Origin of the sequence: Grimontia marina, from assembly GCF_900060185.1 — a bacterium.
GTDB classification, from domain to species: domain Bacteria; phylum Pseudomonadota; class Gammaproteobacteria; order Enterobacterales; family Vibrionaceae; genus Enterovibrio; species Enterovibrio marinus.
On sequence record NZ_FIZY01000050.1, the window covers coordinates 1 to 14970 of the forward strand.

Annotated in this window: 14 protein-coding genes; 6 read left to right on the top strand and 8 right to left on the bottom strand. The window is 48.6% G+C overall.

Features of this window, described 5'->3' with window-relative positions:
• Positions 1–791: 791 nt before the first annotated feature.
• The 4 genes from GMA8713_RS19970 (at position 792) to GMA8713_RS19985 (ending at position 3443) form a co-directional block, all read left to right on the top strand.
• Positions 792–1247 carry a RidA family protein gene (locus tag GMA8713_RS19970; RefSeq protein WP_062713564.1) on the top strand — a complete coding sequence of 152 codons (456 nt, stop codon included), beginning with the start codon at positions 792–794 and terminating at the stop codon, positions 1245–1247.
• Positions 1248–1485: 238 nt separating this feature from the next.
• Positions 1486–2028, top strand: coding sequence for a carboxymuconolactone decarboxylase family protein (locus GMA8713_RS19975; RefSeq protein ID WP_062713566.1), 543 nt, complete (start codon positions 1486–1488; stop codon positions 2026–2028).
• A gap of 393 nt (positions 2029–2421) precedes the next feature.
• Positions 2422–2988, top strand: coding sequence for an OsmC family protein (locus tag GMA8713_RS19980; protein ID WP_062713568.1), 567 nt, complete (start codon positions 2422–2424; stop codon positions 2986–2988).
• Positions 2989–3014: 26 nt separating this feature from the next.
• Positions 3015–3443 (top strand): hypothetical protein, encoded by a 429-nt coding sequence (locus GMA8713_RS19985; protein WP_062713569.1) that lies wholly within the window; start codon positions 3015–3017, stop codon positions 3441–3443.
• A gap of 408 nt (positions 3444–3851) precedes the next feature.
• On the opposite strand, the gene GMA8713_RS19990 is transcribed toward GMA8713_RS19985, so the two are convergent.
• The 3 genes from GMA8713_RS19990 to GMA8713_RS20000 all read right to left on the bottom strand — a co-directional run bounded on the left by GMA8713_RS19990 (position 3852) and on the right by GMA8713_RS20000 (position 6244).
• Entirely contained in the window at positions 3852–4133 is a 282-nt protein-coding gene (locus tag GMA8713_RS19990) for a hypothetical protein (protein WP_062713571.1), read from the bottom strand.
• Positions 4130–5473 (bottom strand): eCIS core domain-containing protein, encoded by a 1344-nt coding sequence (locus tag GMA8713_RS19995; protein ID WP_062713574.1) that lies wholly within the window; start codon positions 5471–5473, stop codon positions 4130–4132. The genes GMA8713_RS19990 and GMA8713_RS19995 overlap by 4 nt, the downstream gene beginning before the upstream one ends.
• Before the next feature lie 174 nt (positions 5474–5647).
• Entirely contained in the window at positions 5648–6244 is a 597-nt protein-coding gene (locus tag GMA8713_RS20000) for an OsmC family protein (RefSeq protein WP_062713576.1), read from the bottom strand.
• Between the two features lie 137 nt (positions 6245–6381).
• Here GMA8713_RS20000 and GMA8713_RS20005 point away from each other — a divergent pair, with 137 nt between their 5' ends.
• Together GMA8713_RS20005 and GMA8713_RS20010 are read left to right on the top strand one after the other, a co-directional pair.
• The gene (locus GMA8713_RS20005; RefSeq protein ID WP_062713578.1) at positions 6382–6864 is read left to right on the top strand and encodes an Lrp/AsnC family transcriptional regulator; all 483 of its coding nucleotides are present in this window, start codon (positions 6382–6384) and stop codon (positions 6862–6864) included.
• Between the two features lie 368 nt (positions 6865–7232).
• Positions 7233–9278 (top strand): M20/M25/M40 family metallo-hydrolase, encoded by a 2046-nt coding sequence (locus tag GMA8713_RS20010; protein WP_062713580.1) that lies wholly within the window; start codon positions 7233–7235, stop codon positions 9276–9278.
• Between the two features lie 341 nt (positions 9279–9619).
• Here GMA8713_RS20010 and fliJ read toward each other — a convergent pair whose 3' ends face one another.
• From fliJ to fliF, 5 genes are read right to left on the bottom strand one after another with little or no spacing between them, the layout of a single operon-like run.
• Positions 9620–10060: a flagellar export protein FliJ gene (fliJ, locus tag GMA8713_RS20015; protein ID WP_062713582.1), complete on the bottom strand. Its 441-nt coding sequence runs from the start codon at positions 10058–10060 to the stop codon at positions 9620–9622.
• A 39-nt stretch (positions 10061–10099) separates the two neighbouring features.
• The gene (gene fliI / locus GMA8713_RS20020; RefSeq protein WP_062713584.1) at positions 10100–11443 is read right to left on the bottom strand and encodes a flagellar protein export ATPase FliI; all 1344 of its coding nucleotides are present in this window, start codon (positions 11441–11443) and stop codon (positions 10100–10102) included.
• Entirely contained in the window at positions 11436–12227 is a 792-nt protein-coding gene (gene fliH, locus GMA8713_RS20025) for a flagellar assembly protein FliH (protein ID WP_062713633.1), read from the bottom strand. The genes fliI and fliH overlap by 8 nt, the downstream gene beginning before the upstream one ends.
• Before the next feature lie 18 nt (positions 12228–12245).
• Complete coding sequence (locus GMA8713_RS20030) at positions 12246–13265, bottom strand: flagellar motor switch protein FliG (protein WP_062713586.1); 1020 nt, start codon at positions 13263–13265, stop codon at positions 12246–12248.
• Entirely contained in the window at positions 13228–14967 is a 1740-nt protein-coding gene (gene fliF / locus GMA8713_RS20035; RefSeq protein WP_062713587.1) for a flagellar basal-body MS-ring/collar protein FliF, read from the bottom strand. Before fliF ends, GMA8713_RS20030 begins: the two co-directional genes overlap by 38 nt.
• Positions 14968–14970: the final 3 nt, after the last annotated feature.

Consider the following 14970-nt stretch of genomic DNA (forward strand, 5'->3'; position numbering starts at 1 on the left):
GCCACGAGGTATCGGTGCTATGATGGCCATCACTCAGTCCTTTTGTCGGTATGTTTCGGTTTGGCGATTGATCAGATCGCACAAAGCGGACTGAGTTTCTCTTATCTTTGAGATCTACTATTAGGAACAGCTATTTAGCATTCTCCTTTGCTTAGAGTTTGTGAAACAGTCTTATAGATAATATAAATATTGATATTCACCAAGATGAAAAAAGAGACTACATTCCGCTAACTATCTAATCCAATTAAAATAGCAAATAACATGAATAACCTTATTGAATACCTGTAAGCCCACTCAGACAACAAAAAATAAAGCATTGATAATAAACAACTTAAATGTGAATCACCACAAAATACATAGATGTATCACAGTTGGAAACCGAGGATCTATAAACAGAGATCAAAACAAAAAGACTAGCTATCTATACATTATAATCAATAATTCATATAACCTATGTCAGGCGTATTAAAAGACCCATTAAATAATAATTTAAATTGAGAGATAAAAAACAAATAAACACGCACCACTAAATCATTCGAAAAGATATTCACGGATAGGAATTATTTATTTTTAATATGAAAAAGTGAGGAAAAGAAATTCTTGGTTTACAGCCAATCTTGGCTGTACAAAATTTGCTGGCGAACGCATAAACGCTGGTGATTGATTTGTTGATTTGACGCACACTTTCGTGTCATCGCTAACATCTCTCGCATCCAACGCCCGATGATCTCTCGTCTCTTAATTGGATATCTATACCCAAATGACAAACCAGTAATCATTAGGAGACTAAAATGCGAAACATCTTCCTCATATTCACTGTCAGCTTTAGCCTAGTAACCCTCTCTTCTTTCGCAAAATCCTCAGACGATATCGAGTATCTCAACTCCGGCAAAGTGCTCCCGACCCACCTCCCATTTTCAGAGGCAGTTCGGGTCGATAACACCCTTTACCTTTCAGGACAGATTGGCATTTTGCCGGGAACATTAAAGTTGGCTCCGGGTGGCGTTCAAGCTGAGTCGAAGCAAACGATGGAAAACATCAAAATATCCCTCGAAGCCAATGGTTACAGCATGAGTGATCTCGTCAAATGCACCGTGATGCTGGCTGATATTTCAGAGTGGGCGACATTCAACGAGGTCTACAAAACCTATTTTTCCGGAAAGTATCCGGCGAGAAGCGCGTTTGGTGCAAATGGATTGGCGTTGGGCGCCAAAGTTGAAGTGGAATGCATTGCTGCTGCTGACTGATTAACCCCAGCCAAACAACCATAAAAAGGCCGAAATTTATTGGCCTTTTTTTGTTTAAATTCATATTGATATTATTATTTCTCCAATACCTACTCTGCTCATTGGCTTAGCTTTTTATAGGAACAGACATGCCATTAATAGTTTCGCATCAAAACTATATTGACCAAGGATGATCTTGCTGGTAACTTGGTATCGCATCGAAACAATATAAATAGTGCCACTAATAAGGAGAAACAAAATGGCAAACCTAAACCCAGTAAACATCGCGAATGCAGACAGCAAACAAACCGAATTATTTGATCAAATTCAGAATGCATTCGGTGCTGTCCCTAACATGTTCAAAACGATTGGCCACTCCTCGTCGGCATTGGAAAGCATGTGGACCTCATTTGGTGCACTTTCCAAAGGAAACATAGGCGCTAAGCTCGGTGAGCAAATTGCAGTGCTGGTCGCTGACATCAACCGCTGCGAGTATTGCCTTTCCGCACACACCGTTTTGGGACAAAATGCAGGAGCAACCCTAGACCAAATGAATGCCGCTCAGCGTGGTATTGCAGAAGACGCTAAATCTCAGGCGGCACTGGACTTTGCCTCCAAACTGGTCAGATTCAATGGTCAAGTGAGAGAATCGGATGTGCAAGCAGTCCGTGCCGCTGGTTTCTCCGATTCAGATATTGCTGAAATTCTTGCTCATGTCGCTTTGAATATCTTCACAAACTACACCAACGTCGCTTTTGATGTAGAAGTCGATTTCCCAAAAGTTAGCCTGACCAAACGTTAATGAAATCAGGGGTGGGAGTTTTGCCTTTCACCACCCCTATACCTATCCAGATAAAGCTGAAAAGTGACTTCTCCTAATTGGCACAAACAATAAAGTCACAGCAATTGACTTTGTTCTGCCCCCTGCCCTCACCATCGGAATGATTTAATTAGCGATACCAAATCTTTTCACTTGCATACAGTTAAACGGCTTACGTCTCTGTTGCATTAGTTACCGCGTTCAAATCAGCCTGAGCGACTTCACAAGCTTGGTAAAACGCTTTTGTTGCCAATGCGTGACCTTTAGAACCATCACCAAAAGCATTCTTTAGTGCATAAAAAGTTTTTCTGATTTGTACAGATATACAAACCCTCATAACTTGCCGATTCATACAACAAGAAGCCAGGAGGCACCATGAGCTCATCATTTATCAACGGTATTAACCTTCCCGCGTTAGACGAATACACTCAGAAAACGATCAAAAGCGCCCCCCAAGCTATCTCCCATTACGCCATAGAAGCGAATTGGGTATATGGCACCAACACCAAAATCACTACGTTAAACCAGAAAGTCGGAGACATCGACATCCAGAAAAACTTCACGTTTGAAATTGATGAACCTGAAGCCTTGCTGGGCGAAAACCGCTTCCCAACACCTCAGGACTACCTGCTAGGTGGCTTAGCTGGTTGCATGATGGCAAGCTTTGTCATTACTGCCGCACAAAAGGGCATCGAGATTAAAAGCGTGAAGTTGACCATTGCCGGTGACTTGAATCTGCACGGATTCCTAGAAGTCGATCCATCAGAAAAAGTGGGATTTGATGAAATTGAGTACCACTTTGAAGTAAAGGGAAACGGTACGCAATCGGACTATGACGACATCATCCAAACGGTTCGGGAACGCTCTCCGAATTATCACACCATTCAGGATGCGGTTACGTTGAAGGCCGTTTCTTCGGTACATACACATAACGAAAGCTAAACCCATATAGCAACGAGAACCCAAAGATGAATAAGTTCAGAAAGATAGCTCTCATCTGTTATATCGTTCCCGCGTTGACACTGCTCATTATTGGCATCATCTACACATTTAAAGGTGAATTTATGCCTTATCACTCAGTAGCCGTTCAACTCAATTGGGAAGAAGTACCTGGAACATTTCAGATACTGATTACCGCATTGATGAGGGCATTTGGCGGCGTCAGTATTGCACTTTCCTTCGCCATACTTCTGATGCTTTTTTTCCCGTTCCGTTCACAAGAACCTTGGGCTGACTGGGCTATTCCCGCCACCTTAATTATTGCAAACATGGGCTCGTTCTATGCCATGAGCCATGTAATTTTGAACACCGAAGCCCAACCTCCGGTTGGTGCGGCTTTAGTCAGCCTTGTTTTCACCCTGGTGGGACTGCTATTTAACATTAAGAAGAAACGCTAACGGATTGACACTGGGTGCGAAAATAGAGGTCGAATGCATCACAGCGGTTCAGTGATTGATTCTGAACCATATACCATGAGAAAGGCTGCCAATCGGCAGCCTTTCTATTGAACTCATTTCTAATGTATACAACCTACTCACCCGAACGGCTAATAGCCTCTTTGCCGTTATAGACCAATCACATCGACCAAGGGATAGGGTTTCTCAGCACATAATAGCGGCGCACCATCTCTTATAAGTGTTCGAACGAAGGGAGCATAAGAATATCCTTATTCATTTTCTTTTCGGCAACGTACGCGCAGTTAAGAACGTTTGAAATGAGCTAGCTGATCCAAACACCTACTTTAGAAAATACTCCGTGAATGCGAGAACTCGGTAGGTTTCTATCTACGACTCTTCACTACCGACTCACGGTTTAGTGAGATGGATAATACCTCTATCTGTTTCTGAAGAGCCATTTCCCCATGTACCTGCCAGATTATGTTCATCGTTCGACACCAACAGTCCTTTGCCTGAATCACTTCCTAGCCTCCAGTTATAGCGTATTTCAACGCCCGTCACCGCATCTGGTGTCGTATCGAAGCCAAACAATGACTGTCCGCGAACTTTTTTCGTACTCAATGCCAACGTGCCAGAGAAAGAACCGGTGTTCACGATAGGGCCTACAACGTCTTGTATTATTCCACTCACCCTGCCCCCACTTGCCGAGCTAAAGTCCATAAATACAGTGCCATTGGAGATAGAAAAAAGTGTAGAAGGCTCGTCGAGGTTCCAGACCAAGAGCCAGTCAACAAGTTTGACCAAACCTGCTCGCCAACACTTTGCTCGTAAAAGTTAGGGTTACTTTCTTCATTCCAGTTGCTGTTAATGTAATTTGAAATGGCAAAAGTCATCGCAGGGTTCGCCACTAAATCTTTATAGAACTGCCCTCCTTTGCGATTAGCTTCCTGGTCGGCATTGGAATAGACACCCGTTGTCTCCAGTCCAAAACCTCCCCCTTCGGTTCTCTCGCTCTGTTCCTCAGCATCTGCCGTACTCCTTGCTGTCTCCGTTTGAAAGTACGTCAGACCTTGTTGGAAGAAATGCCCTAACTTATCGCTCCCTATGCAAATACCATGTACTTTCATTGTCGGGTTAAGAATAGGAAACAAAGGGTTGGACCAAATTCCAAAGCTCACACCCTTGTATTTCGTCGCCCCTTGAGCAGGGGGGGCTTGCTTTGAAGCCGGTAAGGTATCAGCCCATAGCTCAATCGCCGTTCTCCCGGGGGCTTGATCTACCGCGATATCGCTAGCCAGTTCCCTTACAACGACAGCAGCGCTAAGTGGCCTGCCGGACACCGCCCGCGCACTTCTGAGAGAGCTATTCACTTTCGTATCAACGTCTGTTTCACAGTCTGTCAGCCCAGCGCAGTTCGTTGCTGTATCCGTCTCTGCCCTTTGAATAACGTGGGCGTTTGACCCCATTTGCTGGATAACGTGTGTGAGTTCATGTGCCATTAACCGCTTACCAGACGCTGAGTCAGGTCTGTACTGTCCTTCACCAAAGACGACCTGATGTCCCACTGTGTATGCTCGCGCTTGTATACGCTTGGCAGAAGCGGCAGCTTCGCCGTCAGTATGGATCCTCACTTGGCTAAAATCTGCACCGAACCTCGCCTCCATATAGGCGCGGGTTTGACTGTCCAAAGGCTGGCCCGAACGGCTTAAAGTACGATGAACAATATCTGGCACATTGCCATTTGAAGTGGCATTCCCCGATCCTTTCCTTAGAAGCAAAGGAGAAATACCCGCAGCGCGCTGACATTTCGGACACGAGCCTCCACTGGAAAAAGCTGAAGAACGGACAACATTGTCAGCCATACGGTCAGCCTCTTGCTCAAAAGCGTCATGGCTGTCACCGATAGTCAGCTTGGTTTGAAGCCTACGGGCAGTAGGAATCGTTCTTGAAACCGAAGGAAGATGAGAGAATTTATTAGACCCATCGTGCGCTGAATTGGGTGCATTTGCACGCTGCTGAAGTGTAAACATAACCAGCTCTTCAAGTCGCTCAGTACCTTAAAAGCTTAGCTATTTTGCAGTTACTCACTGTCTCGTATTGCATACTTCATCGCTACGAGAAGCCCAGACAGTTTTTCAAAAGCCTTGCCTAACGTAAAAAAGCCGCAGCATCAGCTACAGCTTCAAACGAGTCGGCTTCAATATCTACTCGCCCGAACGGCTGATTGCCTCTTTACCGTTATAGACCAGTCGCGTCGACCAAGGGATAGGGTTTCTCAGGGCAAAGTGCGCCATACAACCATTTTCAGCTTCGTCCAGCAGGTCTTTAATTTTCTCTTCCGGCTCAGGGCTGTCGATAATCACGTGCGTTTCGACAATGTCGCACCCGCCGTCAGTCATGTAACCGTGCTCGCGCATATGACCTAGGTTGGTTCTGAACACAATGCGTTGTTCAAGCTTTAGCGAATCTACTTTGATTTTGCGGGCCGTAAGAATATCCGTCAGGTGTGTCATCAAACAAAAGCCGATGCCCGCTGAAAAGAATGCTAACGGTGGTGGTGCTGTATCATTGCCAACAGGCGGTTGTTCATCGCAATAGAGCTTTACCGGACTGAAACCCGGAATATTGACAGAAACCACCCCCGTTTTTTTCTGCATGTCTCCCGCCTCAGCGCTTAAGTTCACTTCAAAGCGATACGGTTCCGGATGACGAGCTTTTGAGAAAGTAGATGGTTGATATTGCGTGTTCGCCGGCTGCTCACTGCTCAATTCGCCAACATGAAAGAACTTTTCGTTCGACATTGTTTTCTCCTTATACGCGCTAGAGGCTGATCAAATCTTACCCAAGAACAGGTGGAGAATGCCGTCAAAGTCCCCATTGAGATGAAGTTTTTTGGTGCTATCATTCAATTTATACCGCTTTATTGAAGGAAGTCGTCATGTTAACTAGTCAGGACAAAAAAATACTCTCACAACTTCAAGAAAACGGACGCATGACGATTGTCGAGCTTGCCAGAGCTACCGATATGTCAGAATCAACCTGTCTACGACGCACAAAAAGCCTTGAAGATTCCGGTGTTATAAAAGGCTATGGCGCAATGCTTGATGCCGAAGAAGCGGGATTTGGTGTGACGGCTTTTGTTCAGGTCAGCATCGATCAGAAAAGCGAAGCGGCGTTTGATTTGTTTAAGTCAGCAGTGAAAGATCACCCGCTCATCCTGGAGTGCTATTCCCTTTCCGGCCCTTATGACCATCTGATGAAAGTGGTCGCCAGAACCAATAAAGAACTCTCACACTTTGTATTGAAAACATTGAGAAGCTTTCCTGAAGTGAGAGAGGCGCAAACCCTGTTTGTGTTGGATGAAGTGAAACACACAATGGCGTTACCCATTAATCTGGCAGAACCTGTAAAGAAGGGTTGATGCTTTATAGCCTAACAAAAGAAATGGCCGTTTGATTTGTCAACTAATTTCATCTATTCATATGCTTAGCTAGGTCATCAAACTCGACCAACAACATCTTTTTGACAGTAAAGAACGTGAGTTGACTCGGAGCAGCCATGTAATTTTCCGCAAGAATTTAAGTGAAAACCCCTCAACAAATCCCAATAAGAAGCAATATTCACTACTGAGGCACGAATAATTCGCGCAATTATCTTAGCTTTACCTCCATTGTTAGGGCGAAGTTAGTCGTGCGAAGTCATGCAGTTCGTCGTTGATATCAGCGGTTCAAAGTGCATCACGGATGTATTCCCAACAATGCATACCCATTATTGAGGAAAGGACTATCCATGATTAACAAAAACTGGTTTATCCTGCCGATTATGCTGACTTCTGGGTTAGCGTCGGCAGAAGACATTTGGCTTACGGTAGGAAAAGACACCCTGCACGTCGCAGAGCAATTAGAGGGATATGCGTTAAGCACCTCCTACACAGGTTTTGCAGCATCACCCATCGCGGTGATAAAAATCGATGACAGCGAACAAAGCCGCTTTAGTAATTTGCTTCACGCGCAATTTAACCGCTGCCCGGGCTTCATGGCACACAACTCAGAACAAGAAGCCATTGAGGCACAGATAAACGCGCAAAAGCAAACCACCTTTATCGCCCCACCCTTGGTTGCACAAGATGTGCTTCCCAATTTGCTGGCCTCCGTTCAGGAAGCAGAAATCACTTCCGTTATAAGGTCGCTATCTGGCTTCAAAAACCGTTTCTACAATACCTCTCATGGCAAACAGGCCAGTGACTGGATCCATAACCGCTGGCAGTCGCTTGCCGCGGGGCGCTCTGACGTTTCTGTTGAAATATACAACCATGCGTCCTGGCCGCAGAACTCAGTCATACTGACCTTTAAAGGGCACACTAAACCCGATGAGGTTGTGGTTATTGGTGGCCACCTTGATTCCACCATTGGCAATTCGACCGGGGAGCATTCCTCTGCCCCCGGCGCTGATGACAACGCATCGGGTATTGCTACATTTACTGAAGTGATTCGGGTATTGGCAAACAACCCAGAATTCAAACCTGACCGCACATTGCGTTTCATTGGTTATGCCGCTGAAGAGGTCGGTCTTAGAGGCTCTGGTGAAATTGCCCGTTCTTATAAATCCCGAAACGTCGATGTGAAGGGCGTCCTGCAGTTGGATATGACCAACTATCAAGGGTCTCCCGATGACTTTTACTTTCTTACCGACTACACCAACGCTACTCAGAACAGTTTTTTAAAGTCATTGGTGTCCAAATACTTACCTCAGTATCGCTATAACGAAACCCGTTGCGGTTACGCCTGCTCCGACCATGCGTCATGGCACCAACAAGGCTATCCGGCATCAATGCCATCTGAGTCTAAGTTCGGCGAACACAACCCGCACATTCACACTCCTCAGGACACCTTGGATAAAAGTGCAAATGCAGCAGCACACGCGTTTAAATTTGCGCAACTTGCTTTGGCATACGCGGTAGAAATGACAGTGACAGAGCCAACAGAAAACCAACCGCCGAAGGCATCATTCAGTGCGTCGGCGAAAGGTCTGACAGTAACGCTTAATCAAGGCTCAAGCGATGACAAAGGAATTGAACGCTATGAGTGGTCGTTTGGTGATGGCACCACTTCTTCGCAGATCTCCCCCACCCACACCTACTCCTCTTCGGGGAACTATACGATTTCGTTAACCGTGTTCGATGCCGAGGGACAAAGTGATAACGTTATACAACAAGTGACTGTTTCCGATGTTAACTGCTTCGTTGCGGCTTACCCTGCATGGTCTGCGGCAGCATCCTACAAAGCTGGCGACAAGGTCTCCTACGGTGGCAAAAACTATGAAGCGATTTGGTGGTCAACCGGAGCAACCCCTTCTGTTTACACCAATGTATGGAAATTGATTGATGATGACGGCAGCAACGGTAGTGGTGAGTGTGACAACGAAGCGCCTGTCGCATCATTTACCCTAAGTGCAAATGGCATGATGGTGAGTTTCCAGAGCACATCAACCGACGATAACGCTATCGTAAGTTACTTGTGGAACTTTGGTGATAACTCACAAAGCACACAGGCAAATCCTTCTCATCAGTACAGCAAAGAAGGCGTATTTTCGGTCAGCTTGACAGTGAAAGACGATGAAGGACTGACTCACACCGTAACACAACAGGTTGAGGTATCGAAAACAGACACGGGTACCTGTTCTGTTTCTCCTTGGGACGCTGGCACTGTGTACCTGACTGGCACAGAAGTCGCCCACGAGGGCAATCGCTATCGTGCCCGATGGTGGACACAGGGAGACAACCCGACTGAAAGTGGCCCATGGGGCGTGTGGGAAAACATAGGCGTTTGCCAGTAACGTAAAAAGGCCAGCTGCCGCTGGCGTTTTTGTTTGATGTTTCAACACATGATACGTTCAGACGCATTGATCCCATATAAGCTTGAACCCATATGTATGCACGAAAAGTTCTAACGTTTTCGCTATTGCTGCACAAACGGGAATTCAATCGACCGGAGTCATCGTAGTTGCAAGTATTGCCTGTAATGAAAGGTCACTAAATGCTTTTCATTCCTTTCTCGCACATTCTCATTACGCTAATCAATAGACTTATGATGAATGCAACGAGATACCAAACGTCCCCATCGATATCAGGCAATCTGACTCAGCAAGAACTAGACATCTAGCAAACAAAGCTAAATTCAAACCGCCCGCCTTTTCAGGCGGGCGTTTATCATCTCCTCCAACAACCTCTGCTCTTTCCTCGCTTTCTCATAGCTCTGCTTTTTCTTCCAACGCTCTAGCGCCTTTTCCAAGCCCTGAACACGGGCGTGTCGATGTTCCAGTTCGTGTTTTACCGCAGCACACTCTGCTTCCAGCACGGCTTGTTCCTGTTGGCAATGGTTGAGCATTTTTTGCAGCATTTGGTCGACGCGGGTGAGATTCATCAACGCGGCGCTGTTGAAGGTCGGAGCGCTGTTTGTCGATGAGTTTGCGTGCTGTTTAAGGTCGGCAAGTTGGCCTAGCTTGGTTTCAATGTGGGCGTGCCGCTGGCGCATGGTTTCCAGCTTCTGCCCGACCCGATCGCGGTGTTTTTCTTCGACTTGTTGGAGTTTGCCGCAGGCTTTGATTTTAGCGTCCATCACTCACCTTCTGTTGAGCATTGTTAGCGTCTTTTGACCCTAGGATTGAAAAAGCTGCGCCAGTGCCGTCAGGCTATCGGTGCAATCGGATTTCTCGCTGACATCCTGCAGCAGGTAGGCTTTGAGGTGCGGATACATAGCGACTGAGCGATCGAGTTCCGGATCTTGTCCTGGCTGATAACCGCCAAGTGGCAGGAGTTCTTTAACCTGAAGGTAGTTGGAATAAAGCGTGCGGAACTGGTTAGCGACAGTGACATGAGAAGGCTGGGTGCAGCCAGACATACAGCGGCTGATGGAGGCGTTGATATCAATTGCTGGATAATGGCCTTGCTCCGCAAGCTGGCGCGACAGCACTACGTGTCCATCGAGGATCGCGCGGGCGGAATCGACCACTGGGTCTTGTTGATCATCCCCTTCGGCCAACACGGTATAAATTGCCGTTAGGCTACCGTATTGATTTTCACTGTTTCCCGCCCGCTCCAAAAGCTGCGGCAACAAGCTGAAAACGGAAGGCGGGTAGCCGCGGGAAGCAGGCGGCTCACCCAGAGAAAGAGCAATTTCCCGCTGCGCCATGGCATAGCGGGTAAGTGAGTCCATCAACAGCAACACGTCTTTGCCCTGATCGCGAAAGTACTCTGCAACGCGGTGGCAAAGCAGTGTGGCGCGAAGTCGCATGAGTGGCGATTCATCTGCAGGGGCAGCAACAATAATCGCTTTCTGGCGCGCTTCCGGTGTCAGGTTACGTTCGATAAATTCGCGCACCTCGCGGCCACGTTCACCAATCAAGCCCACCACGATCACATCGGCTTCGGTGTTTTGGGTGATCATGCCCATCAGCACACTCTTACCCACGCCACTGCCCGCCATCAAACCAATACGCTGGCCCTTACCAACTGTCAGCAATCCATTGATGGCACGAACGCCGACATTCAGCGGTGTGTCTACCGGGCGGCGCTTTAGCGGGTTAATGGGTTTAGGTTCGAGGGAAACACGCTCGCCACCTTTAAGGGGGGCGCCATCATCAATCGATTCACCTTGTCCATTCACCACACGCCCCAACCACTGGGAGCTGATTTGCACTGTGCTGTCGCCATCCAGCGGCACCACTTTTGCGCCTGCGAACAATCCACCTAAGCGGCGCAATGGCATCAGGTACGCCACATTGTGGTCAAACCCTACTACCTGCGCTTCAATCATGTCGCCTTCGGCGGTTTCCACCAAACAGCGTTGTTCCAGTTTGAAGCGGCAGCCCACAGCCTGAAGCATTAAGCCGTTCACTTTCACCAATCGGCCGGTGACACGGGCAATGGGAATAGAATCGAGCGACGCCAGTGCATCGCTCAGTCTTTCAGACAGCAGATCGTGCGACAGCGAGTTACTCATTCACCGCCTCGGGTTGTTCTTCACGCGATTCTTGAAGAGGTTGAGCGTTAAATGATTGTGACACCGTCACCTCATCAAGCAAGTGTTGCTTGACGTTGTCCATGCAGGTTTGCAGTCGCGAATCGCAACTGGCATCCGCTTCCGCATCTTCTGTCACTAAATGGCAGCCTCCCACAGGCAGTTCTGAATTCGAAACCAGCTTCCAGGTGTTTGGCAAATCCGCATTGATATGGCTAATACGCTCCAGATCCTGCGGGTTCAGGTGCACCGTGACTTTCTCCGATTTGCCCGGAAGGGCTTCGAGGGTTTCGTCTACCAGCGTCAGGATTTGCTGTGGCATCAGTGTCAGCTCAGCACGGATAACCTGCTGCGCAACCTTCTGCACCAGTTCGCAAATCATATGGCGTTGCTGCTGCTCGCGTTCTGCCTGCCAACGGGACAGCGCCTGAAAGAGTTCATTCACGGGTTTAGCGGCATCCAGAAACGCCTGTCGGCCTGATTGCTCACCGGACACAAAGCCTTTCTGGAAACCTTCTTTCTGCCCTTCCAGCAAACCTTGTTGTTTGCCCTGCTCTGCCCCTTGACGGAAACCTTCCTGATGACCTTGCTCCAGCCCTTGCTGGAAACCCGCTTCCAATTGCTGTTGCATGTCGGCTTGCAGGCTGCCGGTTTGAAGGCCAAAGTTGTCATCTGACTCCATGCCAAATGGGTCATCCGTCGGCACAACCGGCTTTGCCAGTGGTGGAAAACGGTGTACACGATAGCCAGAGGGTGGGACTTTCATTAACTTTCCGGTCATGGCTTACTCCACCGTCGCTTCTTCGTACAGCACCAGTTCAATGTCGCCCGCCTCACTCAGCGCACGCACCATCTGCATGATTTCAGCACGTGCAGATTCCACACGGCTTAGCGGCACAGCGCCACGAAGTTCCATGTCGTCTTCCAGTGCTTTGGCCATACGCTGAGGCATGGAACGCTTGATAGCTTGCTGAAGCATGATTTCTGCGCCTTTGAGTGCCACAGACCAAAGCTCGGTCGGGATTTGCTGTACCAGTTTGTCGAGGGTGTCTTCGCGCTGACGGCTGAGCACCATAAAGTCGAACATGTTCTCTTCGATTTCTGTCGCGACGTTTTCATCATGAAGGCGCAGCATTTCCATCAGGGTGGCACGATCACCTTCGAAGCGGTTGATGATGTCCGCCACCTGTTTCACACCGGAAAGTGGCGCGCTCTGCACCACGGAAACCTGCGCGATGCAGCGTTCAATCAAATCATTCAGATCATTCATCACCTGATGATCGATATCCTGCAAACGGGCGATACGGTAAAGCAGTTCGTCGTGGTAATCAGATGGCAGATGCTTCAGCACCGCGGATGAACTTTCGGCGTGAAGATACGCGAGGAAAATTGCCTGCATCTGCGGGTGTTCACAGGCAATAAAGCGCGCCAACACATCGGATTCGACCCATTGCAGGCGCTGCATATTGTTGCGGATTTCATCGCCATAAAGATTGTTGAGCAGCCCTTTCGCCAAATCGTTACCCAGCGCTTTGCGCAGCGTGTTCGAGAGGTATTCTTTCGACGCCCCCCGAATGCCGGAATGCAATCGGAAATCTTCAAAGAAATGCTGGATTACGCCCCTAGCACTATCACTTTGAATGCCACTGAGCTGCGCCATGGCGCGAGTGACGCGTTGCGTTTCCTCGCGGCTGAAATGCTGCAGCACCTTGGCGGCAGCATCTTCACCCATTCCGAGCAGCACCAGCGCCGTCTGCTCGACATGATTAAGCGTTTGATTCGGCTTTGACTGTGCTGTGTTCATTCACGTTCACCCATTGTTTAAGAATTTCTGCCACGCGCGCCGGTTCTTCGTTGGCGATAAGCTGGAGGTGTTTCAGTTGGATTTCGAGCGGTGATCCCGGTGGTGGCAGCATTTCATTGCCTACATCCAGGCCAGAACTGACGGCAATGCCTTTCTCAGAGAGTCGGCGGTTCAGCGCTTCTTCACGCTCACGCTCTTCACGGGTTTGGAGGTTGTCGTAAGTCATCTCTTCCTGCGGTTCTGCAAATTCCAGCTCCTTATTGCGGCGATCTGCGCCAGTCAGGTGCATGATCAACGGACGCAACACGAAGAAGATCATCGCCATACCCAGCATGCCGCCGATCACGTAACGAAGCGGTTGCTGCACTGCGGCATCCTGCCACCAAGGAATAGCTGGCGGCGCATCGATGTCAATCGGCGTGAAGTTAAAGCTCATCAGGCTCAGGCTGTCACCGCGCGCCTGTGCAATACCGACGGCATCCATCACCATGGTGGTGATTTGTGTTTTCTCTTCCGGTGTCCATGCTGTGCCGTTGGGTGCTGCCGCTTCGTTCAGCAGCACCGATACATTCAACTTGTTGATCTGACCTTGCTGGTACTGGGTTCGGCGCACACTGCTTCCCACCGCAAACTGACGATTCACTTCTGAACTGGCGTTGGTGTTTGAACTGTCTTCTGTCGGCTTCTCGCCCGTCACTGGCGGCTGGTTGCTCAATGCACCCGGCACGCCCAAAGCGATTTGATCAACAGAGTTGTTGTGAATGGTGTGCTCGTTACGAACCACAGGGTTGTTATCAAGAATTTCCTGCGTTTCTTCGACTTGACTGAAGTTCATGTCAGCCGCCACCTGCACGCGAAAGTTCGCAGGCCCGACAATAGGCGTCAGCATGTCTGCCGCACGCTGGATAATCTGTTTCTCTACCTGCTTTTGGTATTCCAGATATTTGGCATTCACCTTGCCCGCTTCGGCAGAAGCGACATCGGCACTCAGCAGGCGTCCATACTGGTCAATCACTGAGACAAATTCTGGCTTCATGCCCGTCACACTGCCGACAATCAGATTGATGATGGCTTCAACCTGATCCGGTTTGAGATCTTCACCCGGCTTGAGTTCCAGCATCACGGAAGCAGAAGGGTTTTCGCTGTTCTGGCGAACAAAAAGCGTCTGACGTGGAATAGCAAGGTGAACACGCGCATTGGAAACAGCATTGAGGGAAATGATAGTACGTACTAACTCGCCTTCTAAGCCATGGCGGTATCGCGCCGTTTCCATAAACTGGCTGGTGCCGAGCGAACTGTCTTCTTTCAGGGTATCCAGACCCGTCGGCAATTTGGCTTTCACGCCTTTCGCAGCAAGCAACATGCGGATACGCGCCACTTCACCTTCCGGCACCAAGACCTGTCCGTTATGTTCCTGCAGACGGTAACTGATGCCTTCGGTTTCCAGCACAGAAACAATCTCACCGATATCAAAGCGTTCCTGTTGACTGTATAGCGGACGGAAGGTTTGTGAAGAACTCCAGAGCGCCACCACGATAATCGCCGCAACGATGGCGGCCATCACTGCGGAAAGCACCAAATTGCGCTGGCTGGACGACCACAGCGCTTTCGCTTTGGCGGTCAGCGCATCCATGTTATTTGACGATGCAGCAGCCGGGTTCACGGTCGCTGCACCTGCCACTTGGGTAGAGAGTTGAGACATAAT

Bases quoted from the DNA above. Each gene is read 5' to 3' on its own strand.
- GMA8713_RS19980 (WP_062713568.1), top strand. From the start codon at position 2,422: ATGAGCTCATCATTTATCAACGGTATTAACCTTCCCGCGTTAGACGAA.
- GMA8713_RS19975 (WP_062713566.1), top strand. From the start codon at position 1,486: ATGGCAAACCTAAACCCAGTAAACATCGCGAATGCAGACAGCAAACAA.
- fliJ (WP_062713582.1), bottom strand. From the start codon at position 10,060: ATGGACGCTAAAATCAAAGCCTGCGGCAAACTCCAACAAGTCGAAGAA.
- GMA8713_RS20005 (WP_062713578.1), top strand. From the start codon at position 6,382: ATGTTAACTAGTCAGGACAAAAAAATACTCTCACAACTTCAAGAAAAC.
- fliF (WP_062713587.1), bottom strand. From the start codon at position 14,967: ATGTCTCAACTCTCTACCCAAGTGGCAGGTGCAGCGACCGTGAACCCG.
- GMA8713_RS20000 (WP_062713576.1), bottom strand. From the start codon at position 6,244: ATGTCGAACGAAAAGTTCTTTCATGTTGGCGAATTGAGCAGTGAGCAG.
- GMA8713_RS19995 (WP_062713574.1), bottom strand. From the start codon at position 5,473: ATGTTTACACTTCAGCAGCGTGCAAATGCACCCAATTCAGCGCACGAT.
- fliH (WP_062713633.1), bottom strand. From the start codon at position 12,227: ATGAAAGTCCCACCCTCTGGCTATCGTGTACACCGTTTTCCACCACTG.
- GMA8713_RS19970 (WP_062713564.1), top strand. From the start codon at position 792: ATGCGAAACATCTTCCTCATATTCACTGTCAGCTTTAGCCTAGTAACC.
- GMA8713_RS19985 (WP_062713569.1), top strand. From the start codon at position 3,015: ATGAATAAGTTCAGAAAGATAGCTCTCATCTGTTATATCGTTCCCGCG.
- GMA8713_RS20010 (WP_062713580.1), top strand. From the start codon at position 7,233: ATGATTAACAAAAACTGGTTTATCCTGCCGATTATGCTGACTTCTGGG.
- GMA8713_RS20030 (WP_062713586.1), bottom strand. From the start codon at position 13,265: ATGAACACAGCACAGTCAAAGCCGAATCAAACGCTTAATCATGTCGAG.
- fliI (WP_062713584.1), bottom strand. From the start codon at position 11,443: ATGAGTAACTCGCTGTCGCACGATCTGCTGTCTGAAAGACTGAGCGAT.